The organism is Martinezella sp. CNPSo 3732 (genome assembly GCF_057784515.1).
Genome location: NZ_JBXSOO010000016.1, coordinates 104573 through 122405 on the forward strand (window position 1 = coordinate 104573; position 17833 = coordinate 122405).

Genomic DNA, 17833 nt, shown 5'->3' on the forward strand with positions numbered 1-17833 from the left:
GTATCCAAGAAATACGGTCGAATAAATCCGAAATTCGTCATCATGCCAGCACCTCGAAGCGGCTCAATTCCTGCGGCGCGCCTGATGTCTCAAGATAGAAGCGGATGAGAAGGTTCTTGGCGGTCAGCTGGCGGTATTCGGCCGATGCCCGCCAATCGGTGAGCGGCGTGTAATCGGCGTCGAAGGCATTGCGTGCGGCCATAACGGTCGCTTCCGTCCATGGCTTGCCGATCAATTCCGCCTCGACGGTGCGGGCACGCTTCGGCGTACCGGCCATGCCGCCGAAGGCGATGCGGATATCTTCGACATTACCGGCTGCATCCAATGACAGATGGAAGGCGCCGCAGGAGGCCGAAATATCCTCGTCGCGGCGCTTGGAGATCTTGTAGACAGCGAAATGCGCATCCTTGGCCGGATAGGGCACGAAGATGCTCTCGACGAACTCACCGGGATGCCGGTCCTGCTTGCCGTAGTCGATGAAGAAATCCTCCAGCGGCAGGCTGCGCGTGCCTGTCGTCGAGCGCAGCGTCACCGTTGCACCGAGCGCGATCAGCGGCGGCGGCGTGTCGCCAATCGGCGAACCGTTGGCGATATTGCCGCCGATGGTGCCCATGTTGCGCACCTGCTCGCCGCCGATACGGTTGATGAGGTTGGCAAAGGCCGGGATCTTTTCGCCGACAATAGTAAAGGCACGGCTATAGGTGACGCCGGCGCCGATAGTCAGGCCCGCATCGTCAACGGTAATTTTCTGCAGATCGGTGAGATGGTTGATAAAGACGACCGGATTCAGCCGGCGCATCTGCTTGGTGACCCATAGGCCGACATCGGTCGAGCCGGCAACGACGGTCGCCTGCGGCTCGTCGGCAAGCACCTGTGCCAGTGCTGATGCGGAACCGGGGACGATAAGGCGATCCTCGCCCTCGGAAATCTCAATGGTATCGCCGCCCTGCATGGCCCACAGGCGGGCGATGATATCGGCCCTTGTCTTTTCGAGCGGGTCGAAGAGCGCGCTCGGCCGCTTCTGGCTGACCTGTTCGGCCGCCTTGACGATCGGCTCATAGCCCGTGCATCGACAGAGATTGCCTTGGAGCGACTTTTCGATCTGCGCCCGGCTCGGCTTTTCCGTCGTCAGCCAGAGGCCATAGAGCGACATGACGAAGCCAGGCGTGCAGAAACCGCACTGCGAGCCGTGGCAGTCGACCAGCGCCTGCTGCACCGGGTGAAGCGTGCCGTTCTGAGCTGCAAGATGCTCGACGGTGACGACATGGGTCGCATGCAGCGAGCCGACGAAGCGGATGCAGGCATTGACCGATTCATAGTGCAGGCCGCCGTCGATCAGGCGTCCCACAAGCACAGTGCAGGCGCCGCAGTCGCCCTCCGCACATCCTTCCTTCGTTCCCGTCAGCCGTCGGTTGAGGCGCAGGAAGTCGAGCAGCGTCTCGGTGGGGCGCAGGCTGGATAGAATGATATCCTCGCCGTTGAGGATAAAGCGGATGCTGTCGCTCATGTCGTTCCCGTTTATTATTCGTTTGTCGGGGCCGGATGCGCGAACGAATCCGGCCCTAACCGTCTATGGTTATTCCGCGGTCCACCCACCGTCAATCGAGACGTGCGTGCCGGTGACCTGGCGTGCCTCGTCGCTTGCGAGGTAGAGCGACAGGGCGCCGATCTCCTCGGCCTTGACAAACTCATGCGTCGGTTGAGCCTTGAGGATGACTTCGTTCTTGACCTGCTCCTCGGTCATGCCACGGGCCTTGGCGGTATCCGGGATCTGCTTCTCGACAAGCGGGGTCAGGACGTAGCCGGGGCAAATGGCGTTTACCGTCACGCCGAATTCGGCAAGCTCGAGCGCTGCCGTCTTGGTCAGGCCCAATATACCATGTTTTGCCGCGACATAGGCGGATTTGAAGGGCGAGGCGACCAAGCCGTGCGCCGAGGCGATGTTGATGATGCGCCCGTACTTCTTCGCCTTCATCAGTGGGATGGCGGCGCGGATGGTATGGAAGGAGCTGGAGAGATTGATCGCGATGATCTGATCCCATTTCTCGATCGGGAAATCCTCGATTTTCTCCACGTGCTGAATACCGGCATTGTTGACGAGAACATCGACGCTGCCGAAGGTGGAGTTGGCGGTCGCGATCAGATCGGCGATCTCGGCGGGCTTCGTCATGTCGGCCGGATGATAGATCACCTTGCCGCCGCCGGAGGCTTCGAGCTTCGTCTTGATCGCATCGATCTCCTCGGGCTTTCCGAAGCCGTTGATGACGACGTTATCGCCCTTGGCGGCGAAGGCAGCCGCGATGGCGAGGCCGATACCGCTCGTGGAACCGGTGACGACAACTGTTCTTGCCATGATCTTCTCCTTGGACAGCGCAGCTTCCTGCTGCAGTGCAAAACGATCTCAGCCTAGTCCCAAACCTCCGGATATGGCAATCGCAATGCTGGCGGCCCTTCGGCCACGATACTGTGAACCGAAAAGCTTACCTTCAGCGAAAAAATTTCGTTTTGCTTTCTTTTCACATTCGTTTTGCTCGCGTATCTGTTGTTTCGGGATGCAACAGGCGGGAGGAATGCATGAGCGGTTATGTCTTGGCGATCGATCAGGGAACGACGTCGACGCGGGCTATCGTTTTCGACGGCAAGATGAAGGTTGCCGGCGTCGGACAGAAGGAATTCACCCAGCATTATCCGAAGCCTGGCTGGGTGGAGCACGATCCGGAAGAAATCTGGTCCTCCGTCCTTGTCACCGTACGCAAGGCGATCGAGGCGGCCGGCATCACCGCCAAGGATATTGCCGCACTCGGCATCACCAACCAGCGCGAGACTGTGGTCGTCTGGGATCGCGAGACGGGCAAGCCGATCCACAATGCCATCGTCTGGCAGGACCGCCGCACCGCAAGCTATTGCGAGAAACTGAAGCGGCAGGACCTGGAAAAGCTCTTCACACGCCGCACCGGTCTCCTGCTCGATCCCTATTTTTCCGGTACCAAACTCTCCTGGCTGCTGACCAACGTGAAAGGCGCGCGCACCCGCGCCGCCAAGGGCGAGCTTTGCTTCGGCACGGTCGATACTTTCCTGATCTGGCGGCTGACAGGGGGCAGGAGTTTCGTCACAGATGCGACCAACGCCTCGCGGACGCTGATGTATAATATCGGCGCGAACGAATGGGATGAGGAGCTGCTCGATATCCTGCGCGTTCCCGCTGCCATGCTGCCTGAAGTGAAGGATTGTGCCGCTGATTTCGGCGTCACGGAGGCCACGCATTTCGGCGCTGAAATCCCAATCCTCGGCGTTGCCGGCGATCAGCAGGCGGCGACGATCGGCCAGGCCTGCTTCGAACGCGGCATGATGAAATCCACCTATGGCACCGGCTGCTTCGCGCTGCTGAACACCGGCGCGGACATGGTGCGCTCGAAGAACCGCCTTTTGACCACCATCGCCTATCGGCTGAATGGCGAGACGACCTATGCGCTTGAGGGTTCGATCTTCATTGCGGGCGCTGCCGTACAATGGCTGCGCGATGGCCTGAAAGCCATCCAGCGTGCCTCGGACTCCGGCGAGCTGGCGGCCAAGGCCGATCCGCTGCAGGAGGTCTATCTGGTGCCGGCCTTCACCGGCCTCGGCGCACCGCATTGGGACCCGGATGCACGCGGTGCGATTTTCGGGCTGACGCGCAATACAGGACCTGAGGAGATCGTTCGGGCGGCGCTGGAGGCTGTCTGCTATCAGTCGCGCGATCTCCTGGACGCCATGCATAGGGATTGGCGCAACGGCAACGGGCAGGAGACTGTCCTGCGCGTCGACGGCGGCATGGTCGCCTCCGACTGGACGATGCAGCGGCTTGCCGATCTGCTCAATGCACCGGTCGACCGCCCGACGATCCTCGAGACGACCGCGCTGGGCGCTGCCTGGCTCGCTGGCAGCCGGGCCGGCGTCTGGCCGGATCGCGCAGGCTTCGCCAAGGCCTGGGCACGCGACAAGCGTTTCGAGCCTGGCATGGATGACAAGACCCGAAACGCGAAGCTCAAAGGCTGGAAGAGCGCCGTCTCGCGCACCTTGAGTACACGGCAGGGATGATCGGCCTTCATCGGCTGCTCACCCCAGGTTATATCATGTAAGATTTCTTTATTTTGCTTATATAAGGGCACGCAGCGATACTCGTATTGTTTGTGGCTTGGGGAGGATTCCGGGCCACATTTCGCCGGACCGTGCCCTTTGAGGGCGGACGCCTTCTCAAGAGACGATAAAGCGAATAATGGCTGCTCAATTTTCTGAACTGAAGAAACATTACTATCGACAGATCAAATATCATTTGACCCGGCCGAAGCCGCCGATGCTCGCCGAGCGGTTCGATGGGCCTGTTCTCGTCGTCGGCTCGGCGCCGGTTTCGAACAAGCCGGTGGATTTCGATGAAAGCTTCAAGGTCATTACCATCAATGGTTCGCAGACGGTGACGAAGGGCTGGGGGATCGAGGCGCCCGACGTGACGCTCGTCCAGTTCAACCAGATCGAAGGCACGAACACCAATGCCGTCGAGGTGCGCCGCGTTCTGAACGGCGAACGGACCAAGATGCTCTACGTCCTGCTCTGGCGGAAAGAGCGTGAACGGCTGGAAGAAGGGTTGCGGAGGTTCAATTACAGCTACGACAAGCTGGAGATCGTCGATCGCTACAAGCGCATGGCGCTGCTTGACCGGGTCGGCGGGGTAAAGTGCAGCGAGCTCGGCGCGGACGACAAATGCTCGAACGGCATCAACGCCATACTCTTCGCGATCTACAACGGCGCGACCGAAGTCATCATCACCGGCATCAATCCCGATTCCGGCGGACACGTCTATAATCAGGAAAATCTCGCCCGGCTGCACGTCCGCAAGGACCGGGAGGTTCTCGAACGGCTGATCGAACGCGGTTATCCGGTGTTCACCACTGATGCCAGCGTCTCGCAATCCGTCGGTCTGCCGCTATGGACCGGCAAGGCGAAGGTTGGTCGGACGGTGGAGGCCGATGCCAAGGCCAAGCGGCCGGCACCGATAACGGCTGCGGCCGTCATCAACCCTTGAGATAAGGGCTCGCCAACGGTCAATCTGCGGCTGACGCTTATCGGAGCCATTGCGGAGCTTGATGCGAAGACCGGTATCCTGGCGATCCTTCGTGGAAACATCTGACGCCTTCTTCGATATTTTTTGACGTAGCCTGTCGGTGCAGGTGATATTCCTTCGTCTTTAAAGGGAGAAGGGAATATCCATGCTTTACGCGATCCTATGCTACAACGACGAAGACACCGTGTTTGCCTGGTCCAAGGAACAGGAAGAAGCGACGATGGCACGGTTGATTGCCGTGCAGGAGCCGCTGGCAAAGGCTGGCAAGCTCGGGCCGGTGGCACGGCTGATGCCGACGACGGCGGCAACGACCCTGCGCAAGGGCAAGAACGAGCCGATCGTGATCGACGGTCCCTTTGCCGAAACGAAGGAGCAGTTGCTCGGTTTTTACGTCGTCGATTTTGAAACCTTAGACGAAGCCATTGATTTTTCGAAGGAGCTTGCCGCGGCCAACCCCGGCGTCGGCTCCTATGAAATCCGTCCGCTTTACGTCTTCCGGCCGGGAGCTGTTGCGACATGACCGACATTGCCTGGATCGACATCGCACTTACCAACGCCCGGCCGCAGGTGATGGGCGCGCTTTTGCGCTATTTCCGCAATCTCGATACCGCCGAGGAGGCCTTTCAGGAGGCCTGCCTCAGGGCCTTGAAGACCTGGCCAGACAAGGGGCCGCCGCGCGACCCCGTCGCCTGGCTGATCTTTGTCGGCCGCAACAGCGGCATCGATACGGTGCGCAAGCAGGCGAGATTGCAGAGCCTGCCGGATGAGGAGACGATCTCCGATACGAGCGATGCCGAAAGCGATCTGGCCGAGCGGCTCGATGGCTCGGGCTATCGCGACGATATTTTGCGATTGCTCTTCATCTGCTGCCATCCGGATCTGCCTGCGACGCAACAGATCGCGCTGGCGCTTCGCATTGTTTCCGGCCTTTCGGTGCAGCAGATCGCCCGCGCCTTCCTCGTTAGCGAAAGCGCGATGGAGCAGCGCATTACAAGGGCTAAGGCGCGTGTCGCCGCAGCAGGCGTTCCCTTCGAAACGCCGGGCGCGGTGGAGCGGAGCGAAAGGCTGGCGCTTGTCAGCGCCATGATCTACCTCATCTACAACGAAGGCTATTCGGCCGGCGGAACGCATCGCGAGGCGGCAGCCTTTGCTGACGAGGCGATCCGGCTTGGCCGACTGCTGTTGCGGATCTTTCCCTCCGAGCCGGAGACCATGGCGCTGCTGGCGCTGATGCTCCTGCAGCAATCGCGCAAGGATGCGCGGTTCGATGCGGACGGGCAGATCATCCTTCTGGAAGATCAGGATCGCTCGCTTTGGGACCGGACGTTGATCGATGAAGCGCTGGCGCTGCTCGACAAGGCGATCCGTCACCGCAAGCCCGGCCCCTATCAGGTGCAGGCAGCGATCGCAGCACTGCATTCAAGGGCGAAACGCGCCGTCGATACGGATTGGGAGGAGATCGACCTTCTCTACCAGATGCTGGAGCGGCTGACGCCTTCGCCCGTCGTCACGCTCAATCGCTCGGTCGCGCTCTCCAAACTGAAGGGACCGGAGGCGGCTCTAGCGCTGATTGCGCCGCTGGAAGCGCAGCTCGATAGCTATTTCTATTTTCATGGGGTGAGGGGCGGCCTACTTGCACAGCTGGGCCGCGCGCAAGAGGCGCGCGTCGCCTTCGACAGGGCGATTGCGCTCGCCCGTTCGCCTGCCGAAGCAGCCCATATCCGTTATCAGCTCGATCGTCTGAGCGTGGATGCTCTTGCGGCTGCAAAATAATCAAAAAATTTGCGTCTGTGCTGTCGGGAAACGGCAGTCTCGAACGTCATTGGAGTATGAGCCGAGCAGGCCGCGTCAAACAGCAAAGAGGAACAAGACATGACTGAGCAAACCCAGCGCCACGAGCTTTCCCTGACCCGCGTCATCGATGCCCCACGCGAGAAGATTTTTCGTTGCTGGACCGAAGTTGAGCTTCTGAAGCAATGGTTCGCGCCTCTGCCATGGACGGTATCGGCTGCCAGCGTGGACGCTCGATCCGGCGGCTCAAGCTCGATTACCATGCGCAGCCCCGAGGGCGAGGATTATCCGGGCAACGGCGTTTATCTGGAGGTCGTTCCCAATGAGCGGATCGTCTTCACCGATGCCTTCACCAGTGCCTGGGTGCCGTCGGCCAAGCCCTTCATGGTGGTGACGATCCAGCTCGACGATCTCGGCGCTAGCAAGACCCGTTACACCGCGACCGTGCTGCATTGGTCGGCTGAAGATCGCGAAGCACATGAGAAGATGGGCTTCCATCAGGGATGGGGCCAGTGCGCCGAGCAGCTCGCGGCGCTGGCAGCTGGAATCTGAATTTCCGATTCAATTCCGGGGGATACGGCAATGTCTTATGCAGCCGATTCATCTTTGCCTTCGGTCACGCGCGCTCAGCGCGTTGCCGGCTTGATCCTTAGCGGACTGGTCGTTGCCTTTCTTGTCTTTGATGGCGTAATCAAGCTTATTCCGTTACCCGTGGTGACGGAGACGATGGCGGGGCTCGGTTATTCCGCCGATCCGGCGCTTGCGCGGTTGCTCGGCATCATTACGCTCGGCTGTGCCATTCTCTACGCGATCCCGAGAACGTCGGTCCTCGGCGGCATCCTGCTGACGGGTCTTCTCGGCGGCGCGATTGCGACACATTTGAGGGTCGGCAGCCCGATCTTCTCGCATCTGCTTTTCGGCGTCTATATCGGCGTGATGGCCTGGGGCGGACTTTATCTCCGTTATGAAGCGGTTCGGAAAATGATTCCGTTCTTTCAGCGAAGCTTTTGATTTCGGATTCAATTTGCTAAGGGGTCGCTTCCGAAAAAGGACGGAGCGAGCCATGCCGCAAGTGATCATCGCACCGGTCAGGCAATCGGATGCGGACGAGCTGATCGCCGCCAATATTGCCAGCCGCGCCCATCATGTGCCCTGGGCCTATCCCTTTCTCGATCGTGACGGTTTCGATGCCTGGTTCGGTCAGACTGTGACGGGGCCGAATATAGGTCTCGTAGCGCGCGATCCGGGCTCCGGCGCCATCGTTGGCGTCGTCAATATCAGCCAGATGGTTTGGGGCGGCTTCCGCAGCGCCTTTCTCGGCTATCACGGCATGGTGGGTTTCGCCGGCCGGGGGTTCATGACGGAGGCCGTTCGTCTGGCCGTCACGCACGCCTTCGATGCGGTGGGCCTGCATCGGCTGGAGGCCAATATCCAGCCGGGCAATCATCCATCCATTGCGCTGGTCAAGCGGCTCGGCTTCCACAAGGAAGGATTCTCGCCGAAATATCTGAAGATCGGCGGCGTATGGTGCGATCACGAGCGCTGGGCATTGTTGTCGGACGATCCGCGCTCTTGACCGCTTTCGCAATTCGAAACCCGCGCTATCTGGCAGAAAGCCCAAAAAGACATTGACTGTGCGAAGGGAAGGGGCGAAAGCCACCTTGAGCCTCTCGCTGAACCGCTGCTGAGAGAGCGGGAGTGCCGGAAGCCGTAGATGATCGTTTCGACCGAAGAAGAACTGACCAAGCTCAAAGATATCGGCCGCATCTGCGCCAATGCGCTGCAGGCCATGGCCTCGGCCCTGGAGCCGGGCATCACCACGCTGGAGCTGGACGTTATCGGCCGCAAGGTGCTGGAGGATGCCGGCGCGCAATCGGCGCCGGAACTAGTCTACAAGTTTCCCGGCGCGACCTGTATCAGCGTCAACGAGGAAGTGGCGCATGGCATTCCGGGTCCACGCGTGATCAAGGCGGGGGATCTGGTCAATCTCGATGTATCGGCCGAGAAGGATGGCTTCTTCTCCGATACCGGCGCATCTTTTACCGTGCCGCCGGTCAAGCCGAAGATCGAGCGCCTGTGTCGGGACGGCAAGCGGGCGCTCTGGGTCGGCCTCAACCAGGTGAAAAGCGGTGCGCCGCTTGCGAAGATCGGGCAGGCCGTCGGCGCTTTTGCCCAGAAGAATCGCTACACACTGATCGCCAATCTCGCCAGCCATGGCATCGGTCGCTCGCTGCACGAAGAGCCCGCCGAGGTTTCCACCTGGGCGGACCCTTCCGAGACCCGGATCATGGAAGATGGCCTGGTTTTTACCGTTGAGCCGTTTCTGTCACTCGGTGCGACCTGGGCAGAGGGCGGCGACGACGCGTGGACGCTCTATGCCGATCCGCAGGCTCCCACGGTTCAGTACGAGCACACGATCATTGCCACCCGCAACGGGCCGATCATCCTGACATTGCCGGACGCCTAAGGCGTCGGCTCATTCGTCGGCCTTCGGGCCGTCCTCGGTCTTCGCTTCACCGCGAATAATATCGGCGGCGGCGCGCTCGAGGATATCAGCGATGCGGGCGCCTTCGGCCTTGTTCCACGGGAACTTCGAGCGGAGCGCGGAGCGCAGCAGATGGCGAGCGCGATGAACGTCGCCGGCGCCATGGCGGTCGAACGGATTGTCGCGACCGTCTTCATCCCCGCCGTCGAAGACCTCGCGGACGCGAGCCATCTTCTCGCCGATGGAGGTGAGCTTGGCGAGGGTTACCTCGACCAGATCACGATTGTCGTCGACGCGTTTCTGGCCGCTTTCGGTGATGCGGTAGAGCTTCTTTGTGCCGCTGACCTCGACTTCGGCCTGGCCGGTCTCCTCGAGATAGGTCAGCGCCGGGTAGATGACGCCCGGACTCGGAACATAGAAGCCGCCGGAGCGCTCCTCGAAGGTCTTGATCAGCTCATAACCGTGGCGTGGCTGCTCGGAGAGCAGGGCAAGAATGATGAGCTGCAGATCGGCCGCATCGAACTTGCGGCCGGTGCGAAACCCGCCGCCAAACATGCCGCCCTTGAAGCCTCTCATGAAGTCTCTCCTGTGCTCGCCGCGCGATTCACGGCCTCGACCATGTCGTAGGATATATGCCTCGACGATGTCAAAGCCATCTCCGAACATGTGGCGGTCTCTAAAACCTCTCATATCGTTTCTCCTTGAAGTGTGAGAGTTTATATCGTTAGTCATGTCGTACGATATATATCGTAAGATAGAATTCTGCAAGGGGGTGGTTTGCGGAAGAGATGGATCGAAGAAGAAGGCGTGACCGTATAGGGGAGTGGTTCATCCAATGGGTGAAAATTCGCCGTTGAACAACTGCATCACGATCATGGGATAAGCGATTACATCTACGTAAGAATAGGCCGCTGGCGGTTGCCGCTCCCGGCGAACTGTCCTAGGCTCGCCACAAATTGACGCCATTGCGGTCGTTCGAACCAACAGGAAGCCTAACCGTCGTGTTTCATTCTTTCTTCCCGAATCCGAGATTATTTTTTTCCTCAGCGGTCGCCTGGGCGCTCGTCTGCGTCTTCCTATGGTATTTTGTCGGCGCGCATGTCGTGGCGTCCATGGGGTATCCGCCGCTGCCGGAAGAACAGCAGCCGGTCGGGGCTGCGTTCTTTATTACTCCTACTAATTTCTTGTTTTATCTTTACTTTATTCTCTGTGCAGCGGTCTTTTGCGGCTTCTGGCATGTGGTTTCGAAGGGCAACCCCTGGATCGTATGGTCCGTGTGGGGTTCCGCTTTCATCGTCTTCATCACCTATTTCGGTGTTCAGATCGACGTAGCAGTAAACGTATGGCGCCGGCCTTTCTTTGACCTGCTGCAAAATGCGCTCGGCGGAAAGCCCGGCGTTACGGATGGGGATTTCTACGGATTGTTATGGGCGTTCACGCAACTCGGTCTCGTGGGCGTCGCCGTCAGCGTTATTTCATCGTTTTTCCTAAGCCACTATCTCTTCCGCTGGCGTTGGGCGATGAATAATTTCTATATGTCGAAATGGGAAAAGCTCCGACATATCGAAGGCGCATCGCAGCGTGTCCAGGAAGATACGATGCGTTTTGCGACCAACCTCGAAGGGCTCGGCGTCAGCCTGATCGGCTCCGTCATGACGCTCATTGTCTTCTTGCCAATTCTGTTGGAACTGTCGAAATACGTGACCGATCTGCCGATTATCGGCGCAATTCCCTATTCGCTCGTTTGGTTGGCGCTGATTTGGTCGGTATTCGGCACGTTCTTGCTTGCGCTCTTCGGGATCAAGCTTCCGGGGCTGAACTTCCGCAATCAGCGTGTCGAGGCAGCCTACCGAAAAGAGCTTGTCTACGGCGAGGATCGCGAAGACCGCGCACAGCCGCCCACCGTGGCGGAACTCTTCTCAAACGTTCGCCGCAATTATTTCCGCATGTACTTCCACTACGCCTATTTTAACGTCGCTCGCTATTCCTATGGTCAGCTCGACGCGATCTTCCTCTATTTCGTGCTGGTTCCGACTTTCGTCGCGCATAAGATCACGCTCGGCATCTGGCAGCAGATCGCCACGGCCTTCGGTCAGGTCAGCAACTCCTTCCAGTATCTCGTCAGCTCCTGGACGACAATCATCGAGCTTTTGTCGATCCACAAGCGTCTGAAGGCTTTCGAGGCCGCTATCTATGACGAGCCATTGCCGCCGATCGATCAGCGCTATTTGGAGCGTGAAGCAGGCGTAATTCACGCGGATGGCTGACGAATTAAGGCTCCGGAAACGGAGCCTTTTTCAATGGGAGGAGGTTGATTTTAGGCTTTCGACTTTGGAGGTAAGGGAAAGGCTTCCTTTGCCGCACCGCCGGTCCTTCGCTTTGGTATTCTGAACCCGCCGACGGGGTGTTACTCGCGGCAATCGATTCACTGGATCGATTGCTCCCGCTTTGTCTGATCGCTCCTCACCCCTGCTGCGGCTTGCCGCGCGCCACAATCAATGGAATTGCTTCGGAATAGCTGACACAGGCGACATCCTGCTTGTGGCAGACATCGCTGACGAAGCGGTCGAGGGCGCGCCAATAGGCCCCGTCGTTCATTTCGACGAAATGGAAGCCGAGCTGCAGAGGAATGCGCTTGCCGTCATATTGCTCGTTGAAGGCGGCTTCGAAGGCATCGAAGGTGCGGTCTTCATAGGTCTTGGCATTGGCCTTGTCCTCGGCGCCCTTGGAGTGGCGGACATAGAGATTGTAGTCCATGCCGATGACTGGGCGATGTTCGGGACCTTCGGGGATCAAGGGCAGGCCGAAGCGATAGATGCCGTCGACGACCTGCGGCAGGGCAGGGCCTTTGGTGACGAGGCTTGCATCATACTGGAAGCCCATCTCCTTTTCCGCCGGCACGAGGCCATCGCTGGTGGAGAGATAGGGTGCGCGGAACCCCTTGATGTCGTGCGTGGCGAAATCTTCCCAGCCCTGGGGTTCCTTGTCTGCAAGGCCGACATTCTTCCAGGCGTCGCGGAGGGCGATGCGGGCATTCATGAATTCCTGTTTCCAGTCGGCAGCGCTCCAGCCCTTGCCGTCGAAATGGCCGCAGGCATGGCTTGAGATGTCGTGGCCCTCCTGATGGGCGCCCCAGATGTTGGCGATGCGGGTACGGACATCGTCTTCGCTCTTGGCGAAGCCGACATTCGATTTGCCCGGCCGCTGCTTCGGTCCCTGATAGGCCTTGGCCTGCGTCTTGTTCATCAGGAAGGTGCAGGACAGAAAGTAAGTGAAATGCGCGCCATTGCGCGAAGCGATCTCGCGGCTCTTGGTCCAGAGCGCATTGTCATGAGCGCCATCGAAGGAAATCATGATGAGCTGCTTGGGCTTGTCATCAGCCTGGGCGGCTGCGGGCAGCCCTAAGGAAATGGCGATGGAGAGACAGGTAGCGAAGCGAAACATGGGCACCGGATACTAATTGGATCGAGCACGGCTTGCCAGGAATCGTCTGGCGATATCGGATGGCGCGCTCGGGGTCGCTTCCTTCCTTTCGCGGAAATGCGGCGAAGCTGCGGTGATGCTAGTATTTTTTTACGGCAGCCGATAAGGATGTGACTACAAGACCATAAAGGATTTCATCCATGGCATTGCTCATTCTCGGCATTGTTCTTTTTCTCGGCCTCCATCTGATCCGTGTCTTCGCCCCCGGCCTCAGAAGCTCGATGATCGCGAGTTTGGGCGAGGGCGGCTGGAAGGGTGCCTATTCGATCGCGAGCATCGTGGCGCTGATCATTCTGATCTACGGCTTTGGTCAGGCGCGCGACATGACCCCGATCTGGACACCGCCGTTCTGGATGAGTCACATTACCATCCTGCTGATGCTTTTCGCCCTCATCTGTCTTGTTGCCTCGCTGCTGCCGGCGGGGCATATCGCGCTCAGGACCAAGCATCCGATGGTGCTTTCGGTGAAGATCTGGGCGCTGGCGCATCTTCTCTCCAATGGCGATGGAGCGGCCATCCTGCTCTTTGCTGCCTTTCTCGCGTGGGGCGTGATCCTGCGCATTTCGCTCAAACGGCGCGAGCGTGCCGGCGAAATCACGCTGCGTCCCTTCGTCTCGGCGAAATATGATGTTTACGCGATCGTCATCGGTGTTATCGTTTGGGCCTTGATCATTTGGAAGCTTCATGCGTGGATTATCGGGGTTTCGCCGCTCGTTATGTGACGATTTCTGCCATTCCCCCTTACATCAGCCGCAAAATGGAGTAGAAGGCCCCACTAAACCTAAGCTTTGAACTATTTGGCCTGGGCCGGAGACAAGAATGGCATTCAATGACGACAGCTTCATCCGCGAGGTGAACGAGGAACTGCGCTCGGACCAGCTGCGGTTCATATGGCGCCGTTTCGGCAAGCTCATCATCGGTGCTGCCGTGCTCGTCGTTCTCGGCACCGCGGCCTATAGCGGCTATCGCTATTGGGCCGGCAATCAGGCCGGCAGCGGCGGCGATCAGTTCATTGCCGCGCTGACGCTTGCCGACCAAAACAAGACGGATGAAGCGCTGGCCGCATTCGCCGCCATCGAAAAGAGTGGCCCTGGCTCCTATCCGGTGCTGGCCCGCCTGCGCGCCGCGACGCTGCAGGCGCAGAAGGGGGACAAGGCCGCTGCCATCGCCACGTTCTCGGCGGTCGGCAAGCAGACGGACCTTCCGGTCGTTATCCGTAATGCAGCCCGCCTGCGTGCTGCCTACCTTCTCGTCGATACCGGCACTTACGATCAGGTCGCCGCCGAAGCCCAGGAACTGGCCGTCCCGGCTGATGCCTTCCGCCATTCGGCGCGCGACGTTCTCGGCCTTGCCGCTTACAAGGCCGGCGATTTAGCCAAGGCCCGGCAATGGTTCCAGGCGATCGTCGACGATCCGCAGAGCCCGCGCAACGTTGCCAACCGTGCCCAGATGCTGCTCGATCTCATCACTGCATCCAGCAAGGCTCCGGTCGCAAAAGGCTGAAGGATCGCTCAATGAGTTTTACGGTCGCGATTGTCGGTCGCCCGAATGTCGGCAAGTCCACGCTGTTCAACCGTCTGGTTGGCAAGAAGCTGGCGCTCGTCGACGATACGCCGGGCGTCACGCGTGACCGCCGCCCCGGTGAAGCCAAGCTGATCGATCTGCGTTTTCGCATCGTTGACACCGCCGGTCTCGAAGAGGCTCAGGATGAATCGCTTCAAGGCCGTATGCGCGCCCAGACGGAGGCGGCAATCGACGAAGCCGATCTGACCTTGTTCGTCGTCGATGCCAAGATGGGCCTGACTCATGTCGACAAGACGCTTGCCGAAATGCTGCGCAAGCGTGGCCGACCGGTCGTGCTCGTTGCCAACAAGTCCGAGGCGCGCGGCTCCGATAGCGGCTTTTACGATGCCTATACGCTTGGCCTTGGCGAGCCCTGTCCGATCTCGGCTGAACACGGCCAGGGCATGATGGATCTGCGCGACGCCATCGTCGAGGCAATCGGCCCCGAACGCGCCTTCGGGGAAGAGGAAGATGAGGCGGAGACGAATGTCAGCATTCCGCGCCCTGCCGTCGGCGAAGATGGCGAAGAGATCGACGAAGAGCCCGCCTATGACGAGACGCGCCCGTTGCGCGTGGCGATCGTCGGCCGTCCGAATGCCGGTAAGTCGACGCTCATCAACCGCTTCCTTGGCGAAGATAGGCTGCTAACCGGCCCCGAAGCCGGCATTACCCGCGATTCCATCTCCGTCGACTGGACCTGGCGCGGCCGCACCGTCAAAATGTTCGATACCGCCGGCATGCGCCGCAAGGCAAAGGTGACCGAGAAGCTGGAGAAGCTTTCGGTTGCCGACACGTTGCGCGCCATCCGTTTCGCCGAAACCGTCGTCATCGTCTTCGACGCGACCATTCCCTTCGAGAAGCAGGATCTGCAGATCGTCGATCTCGTGATCCGTGAGGGACGCGCCGCCGTGCTTGCCTTCAACAAGTGGGACATGATCGAGGATCGTCAGGCTGTCCTTGCCGATCTGCGCGAAAAGACCGACCGGCTATTGCCGCAGGCACGCGGCATTCGCGCTATTCCGATCGCCGGCCAGACGGGCGAGGGGCTTGACCGCCTCATGCAGGCGATCGTTGATACCGACAAGGTCTGGAACAAGCGCGTCTCGACCGCGCGCCTCAACCGGTGGCTCGAGACGCAGCAGGTTCAGCATCCGCCGCCGGCCGTTTCCGGCCGCCGCATCAAGCTGAAATACATGACGCAGGTAAAGGCGCGGCCGCCGGCCTTCATGATCTCGTGCACTCGCTCGGATGCTCTGCCGGAGTCCTATGTGCGTTATCTGATCAACGGTCTGCGCGCGGACTTCGCCATGCCCGGCGTACCGATCCGCATCCATTTCCGGACGTCGGAAAATCCTTACGAAAACAAGAAGAAGCGGTAAATCGCGTAAGCGGCAGACCGCGTGATCGCGCGCGTCAATTCAGGCTGCGTTTCTGCTCAGCGCTTCGCGCAGCATCGTGATTTCCGCCTTCAGCCGCGTCAGTTCGTCGGCCGTTTGCTCGGTGGCATCAAGGATGCACGGCGGAACGGTTGCGGCCTTCTTCTTCAGCGCCTTGCCTTCGCTGGTCAGCTGGATCATTACTTGGCGCTCGTCTTCCTTGCTGCGGATGCGCTTGATAAAGCCAGCTGCCTCCAGACGTTTCAACAGCGGCGTCAGCGTGCTTGATTCCAGGAACAGCTTTTCACCGATACCGCCGACGGTCTGGCCGTCTTCTTCCCATAGCGTCACCATGACGAGATATTGCGGATAGGTGAGATTAAGCGCGTCCAGCATGGGTTTATAGAGCCGATTCATCGCATGGTTCGCCGAATAGAGCGCGAAGCAGATGAAGTTATCCAGCTTTAACAGGTCGTCAGTCATCCCAAGAACTCCCGGAGAGGTCTCATGTAAGTCGTGCGATAAATAATTGTACACCCAAATTTATGCCTGGGCTATGGGTTTCTTCCTTTTTGAGGATACTGTTCGCCGGCAGATATCTTCCGGCACTCGCATCTCGGCTACGAGATTTGACAGCGGGTATTATGGCAGGATCTCAGGTGCTGACCTTGAAACCAAGGACCAAATGCTCTTGATTTCTGGCGCGTCAGGTCAACAAGCATTCAATGCTGAAAGAAGCAGACTCCGAGTTCAGCGAGGATGAGCTCGGCCGCGGTGATTGGCAATGCGGACGTTGCCGATGAATTGCGCCGTCGCGGCCTCCCACGAATAGTTGAGCGCCAGAGAGCGTGCAGCATCGCGGGAGCAGGAGAGTGCGGCAAGGCAGGCTGTCGCCAGATCCGGGTCTACAACGCCGGCTGTCCTGTCTCCCCCCAGGATGTCCGCGGGCCCGGTAACCGGATAGGCGGCGACCGGAACGCCGCTCGCGAGCGCTTCCAAAATGGCATTGCCAAAGGTATCTGTCTTCGATGGAAAGACGAAGACGTCGGCCTGTGAATAGGCGTGCGCCAGTTCCTCGCCGAATTTCGCTCCCAGAAAATGGACATCAGGATAGAGCTTCTGCAATTCCGCCCGCGCGGGACCATCGCCCACCACCACTTTCGATCCAGGCAGGTCGAGAGCAAGGAAAGCGGGGAGGTTCTTTTCCAGCGCGACACGGCCGACCGTCATGAAAATCGGACGAGGCAGGCCAAAGGGGTTGTCGTCAAGTGGTTGGGGGCGGAAGAGGTGGGAATCGATCCCACGGCTCCAGGGCAGCAGATTGCGAATGCCGCGCAGTTTGAGCTCGCTCGCAAGGCTTGGTGTCGCCACCATGCAGCCGTAGCCCGCATTATGAAACCATTTGACGAAGGCATAGAGCCAGCTTTCCGGTATCGGCAAACGAGCAGCGACATATTCGGGAAATCGCGTGTGGTAACTGGTCGAAAACGGCATGCCGTTTCTCAGGCACCATCGCCTTGCCGTGAGCCCGAGGGGACCCTCCGTGGCAATGTGGACATAAGTCGGCCGGAGTGCTTCTATTTTTGCCGCGATCTTGCGATAACTGGCGATCGATAGCCGGATTTCCGGATAGGTCGGGCAGGGGATGTTGCGAAAGCCGTCCGGCGTGATCATCGAAACCTCGACGCCCATGCGCGTCAATTCCCGATTTGTGTTCTCGATAGAGCGAACGACACCGTTGACCTGTGGATGCCAGGCATCGCTGACGATGAGCAGCCGTTCGGGTACCGCGACAGGTGTCGCCGCCTGCGTCCAGGTGGTTTGATCGATGTCTGACAAGCGTTGCAACATGCCCAAAACAGTCCATCCGCACCGCATCCTCATGATGACGGTGCCAGCGATTGCGGTGCTTCAAACATGATTCCCGCGCCCACTCTATTGTGGGGGGTGTCCATGATGGAAATATTACAGCGTTTAGAGCGTGATGCCGAAAAGTGTAGGCGGTTTTCGGACGACATCACGCTCTACTTCTTTGAT

At 59.4% G+C, this 17833-nt stretch carries 18 protein-coding genes; 12 read left to right on the forward strand and 6 right to left on the reverse strand.

The window, feature by feature from the left end:
* Positions 1-40: 40 nt before the first annotated feature.
* Positions 41-1507, reverse strand: a complete 1467-nt coding sequence (gene xdhA, locus AC13RM_RS23070) for a xanthine dehydrogenase small subunit (protein WP_374815363.1) — start codon at positions 1505-1507, stop codon at positions 41-43.
* A gap of 69 nt (positions 1508-1576) precedes the next feature.
* Positions 1577-2353 (reverse strand): 3-hydroxybutyrate dehydrogenase, encoded by a 777-nt coding sequence (locus tag AC13RM_RS23075; protein WP_112334243.1) that lies wholly within the window; start codon positions 2351-2353, stop codon positions 1577-1579.
* Between the two features lie 221 nt (positions 2354-2574).
* Here AC13RM_RS23075 and glpK point away from each other — a divergent pair, with 221 nt between their 5' ends.
* The 8 genes from glpK (at position 2575) to map (ending at position 9356) form a co-directional block, all read left to right on the forward strand.
* Positions 2575-4077 carry a glycerol kinase GlpK gene (glpK, locus tag AC13RM_RS23080; protein WP_440480028.1) on the forward strand — a complete coding sequence of 501 codons (1503 nt, stop codon included), beginning with the start codon at positions 2575-2577 and terminating at the stop codon, positions 4075-4077.
* Between the two features lie 178 nt (positions 4078-4255).
* On the forward strand, positions 4256-5059 hold the full coding sequence (locus tag AC13RM_RS23085) for a membrane-anchored protein (protein ID WP_374815360.1): 804 nt from the start codon (positions 4256-4258) through the stop codon (positions 5057-5059).
* A 184-nt stretch (positions 5060-5243) separates the two neighbouring features.
* Positions 5244-5618, forward strand: coding sequence for a YciI family protein (locus AC13RM_RS23090; RefSeq protein WP_374815358.1), 375 nt, complete (start codon positions 5244-5246; stop codon positions 5616-5618).
* Positions 5615-6871, forward strand: coding sequence for an RNA polymerase sigma factor (locus tag AC13RM_RS23095; RefSeq protein WP_285173251.1), 1257 nt, complete (start codon positions 5615-5617; stop codon positions 6869-6871). The genes AC13RM_RS23090 and AC13RM_RS23095 overlap by 4 nt, the downstream gene beginning before the upstream one ends.
* 99 nt (positions 6872-6970) lie before the next feature.
* Positions 6971-7441, forward strand: coding sequence for an SRPBCC family protein (locus AC13RM_RS23100; protein ID WP_285173252.1), 471 nt, complete (start codon positions 6971-6973; stop codon positions 7439-7441).
* A 30-nt stretch (positions 7442-7471) separates the two neighbouring features.
* The gene (locus AC13RM_RS23105; protein WP_285173253.1) at positions 7472-7900 is read left to right on the forward strand and encodes a DoxX family protein; all 429 of its coding nucleotides are present in this window, start codon (positions 7472-7474) and stop codon (positions 7898-7900) included.
* 52 nt (positions 7901-7952) lie between these two features.
* Positions 7953-8465 carry a GNAT family N-acetyltransferase gene (locus tag AC13RM_RS23110; RefSeq protein ID WP_488555594.1) on the forward strand — a complete coding sequence of 171 codons (513 nt, stop codon included), beginning with the start codon at positions 7953-7955 and terminating at the stop codon, positions 8463-8465.
* A gap of 138 nt (positions 8466-8603) precedes the next feature.
* Entirely contained in the window at positions 8604-9356 is a 753-nt protein-coding gene (map, locus tag AC13RM_RS23115; RefSeq protein WP_285173255.1) for a type I methionyl aminopeptidase, read from the forward strand.
* Between the two features lie 9 nt (positions 9357-9365).
* Here map and AC13RM_RS23120 read toward each other — a convergent pair whose 3' ends face one another.
* Positions 9366-9950, reverse strand: a complete 585-nt coding sequence (locus AC13RM_RS23120; RefSeq protein ID WP_285173256.1) for a PadR family transcriptional regulator — start codon at positions 9948-9950, stop codon at positions 9366-9368.
* Positions 9951-10375: 425 nt separating this feature from the next.
* Here AC13RM_RS23120 and sbmA point away from each other — a divergent pair, with 425 nt between their 5' ends.
* A complete protein-coding gene (sbmA, locus tag AC13RM_RS23125) occupies positions 10376-11641 on the forward strand; it encodes a peptide antibiotic transporter SbmA (RefSeq protein ID WP_285173257.1) in 1266 nt (421 codons plus the stop codon).
* 196 nt (positions 11642-11837) lie between these two features.
* Here sbmA and AC13RM_RS23130 read toward each other — a convergent pair whose 3' ends face one another.
* Positions 11838-12818, reverse strand: a complete 981-nt coding sequence (locus tag AC13RM_RS23130; RefSeq protein WP_285173259.1) for a polysaccharide deacetylase family protein — start codon at positions 12816-12818, stop codon at positions 11838-11840.
* Positions 12819-12997: 179 nt separating this feature from the next.
* Between AC13RM_RS23130 and AC13RM_RS23135 the strand changes: the two genes are divergently transcribed.
* From AC13RM_RS23135 to der, 3 genes are all read left to right on the forward strand, one after another.
* Complete coding sequence (locus AC13RM_RS23135) at positions 12998-13579, forward strand: NnrU family protein (RefSeq protein WP_285173261.1); 582 nt, start codon at positions 12998-13000, stop codon at positions 13577-13579.
* 97 nt (positions 13580-13676) lie between these two features.
* Positions 13677-14360, forward strand: coding sequence for a tetratricopeptide repeat protein (locus AC13RM_RS23140; protein WP_285173262.1), 684 nt, complete (start codon positions 13677-13679; stop codon positions 14358-14360).
* An 11-nt stretch (positions 14361-14371) separates the two neighbouring features.
* Positions 14372-15799 (forward strand): ribosome biogenesis GTPase Der, encoded by a 1428-nt coding sequence (gene der / locus AC13RM_RS23145; RefSeq protein WP_095435470.1) that lies wholly within the window; start codon positions 14372-14374, stop codon positions 15797-15799.
* A gap of 39 nt (positions 15800-15838) precedes the next feature.
* Here der and AC13RM_RS23150 read toward each other — a convergent pair whose 3' ends face one another.
* Both AC13RM_RS23150 and AC13RM_RS23155 read right to left on the reverse strand, forming a co-directional pair.
* Positions 15839-16279 (reverse strand): MarR family winged helix-turn-helix transcriptional regulator, encoded by a 441-nt coding sequence (locus tag AC13RM_RS23150; protein ID WP_095435469.1) that lies wholly within the window; start codon positions 16277-16279, stop codon positions 15839-15841.
* A gap of 267 nt (positions 16280-16546) precedes the next feature.
* Complete coding sequence (locus tag AC13RM_RS23155) at positions 16547-17647, reverse strand: glycosyltransferase family 4 protein (RefSeq protein ID WP_167077888.1); 1101 nt, start codon at positions 17645-17647, stop codon at positions 16547-16549.
* Between the last annotated feature and the right edge of the window lie 186 nt (positions 17648-17833).

Bases quoted from the DNA above. Each gene is read 5' to 3' on its own strand.
- xdhA (WP_374815363.1), bottom strand. From the start codon at position 1,507: ATGAGCGACAGCATCCGCTTTATCCTCAACGGCGAGGATATCATTCTA.
- AC13RM_RS23075 (WP_112334243.1), bottom strand. From the start codon at position 2,353: ATGGCAAGAACAGTTGTCGTCACCGGTTCCACGAGCGGTATCGGCCTC.
- glpK (WP_440480028.1), top strand. From the start codon at position 2,575: ATGAGCGGTTATGTCTTGGCGATCGATCAGGGAACGACGTCGACGCGG.
- AC13RM_RS23085 (WP_374815360.1), top strand. From the start codon at position 4,256: ATGGCTGCTCAATTTTCTGAACTGAAGAAACATTACTATCGACAGATC.
- AC13RM_RS23090 (WP_374815358.1), top strand. From the start codon at position 5,244: ATGCTTTACGCGATCCTATGCTACAACGACGAAGACACCGTGTTTGCC.
- AC13RM_RS23095 (WP_285173251.1), top strand. From the start codon at position 5,615: ATGACCGACATTGCCTGGATCGACATCGCACTTACCAACGCCCGGCCG.
- AC13RM_RS23100 (WP_285173252.1), top strand. From the start codon at position 6,971: ATGACTGAGCAAACCCAGCGCCACGAGCTTTCCCTGACCCGCGTCATC.
- AC13RM_RS23105 (WP_285173253.1), top strand. From the start codon at position 7,472: ATGTCTTATGCAGCCGATTCATCTTTGCCTTCGGTCACGCGCGCTCAG.
- AC13RM_RS23110 (WP_488555594.1), top strand. From the start codon at position 7,953: ATGCCGCAAGTGATCATCGCACCGGTCAGGCAATCGGATGCGGACGAG.
- map (WP_285173255.1), top strand. From the start codon at position 8,604: ATGATCGTTTCGACCGAAGAAGAACTGACCAAGCTCAAAGATATCGGC.
- AC13RM_RS23120 (WP_285173256.1), bottom strand. From the start codon at position 9,950: ATGAGAGGCTTCAAGGGCGGCATGTTTGGCGGCGGGTTTCGCACCGGC.
- AC13RM_RS23130 (WP_285173259.1), bottom strand. From the start codon at position 12,818: ATGTTTCGCTTCGCTACCTGTCTCTCCATCGCCATTTCCTTAGGGCTG.
- AC13RM_RS23135 (WP_285173261.1), top strand. From the start codon at position 12,998: ATGGCATTGCTCATTCTCGGCATTGTTCTTTTTCTCGGCCTCCATCTG.
- AC13RM_RS23140 (WP_285173262.1), top strand. From the start codon at position 13,677: ATGGCATTCAATGACGACAGCTTCATCCGCGAGGTGAACGAGGAACTG.
- der (WP_095435470.1), top strand. From the start codon at position 14,372: ATGAGTTTTACGGTCGCGATTGTCGGTCGCCCGAATGTCGGCAAGTCC.
- AC13RM_RS23150 (WP_095435469.1), bottom strand. From the start codon at position 16,279: ATGACTGACGACCTGTTAAAGCTGGATAACTTCATCTGCTTCGCGCTC.
- AC13RM_RS23155 (WP_167077888.1), bottom strand. From the start codon at position 17,647: ATGTTGCAACGCTTGTCAGACATCGATCAAACCACCTGGACGCAGGCG.